Origin of the sequence: Psychrobacter sp. TB20-MNA-CIBAN-0197 (genome assembly GCF_040309765.1) — a bacterium.
GTDB lineage: Bacteria > Pseudomonadota > Gammaproteobacteria > Pseudomonadales > Moraxellaceae > Psychrobacter > Psychrobacter submarinus.
Genome location: NZ_JBEOPC010000795.1, coordinates 1 through 263, shown reverse-complemented (window position 1 = coordinate 263; position 263 = coordinate 1). Strand labels below are relative to the sequence as shown.

Here is a 263-nt window from a genome sequence, read left to right as displayed (position 1 = left end):
AATTAGCCGTTGCGGGTAATAACCGTATTTATGTATTAATACTTAATGGTTTTAGAGGCTTTTATTCAAAGATTGGTTGTCATTACTTCTCTGATGCCGGAACTCGTGAACTTGCTCGTCAGTTTTATAAAGATTTAACCATTTTGGCAGAAAATAAAGAGCATGATGGTGCTATTTCGATGATGCGTAAATACGGTCATCAAACAGGTGAGATTTGGCAAAAAATCCGTGGTGATATGCCCTCAGATATAATGGACTAAGTC

Annotated in this window: 1 protein-coding gene; it reads left to right on the top strand. The window is 36.9% G+C overall.

The window, feature by feature from the left end:
• Positions 1–260 (top strand): hypothetical protein (locus AAEY83_RS16030; protein WP_351060567.1); only part of this gene is annotated, 260 nt, incomplete at its 5' end.
• Positions 261–263: the final 3 nt, after the last annotated feature.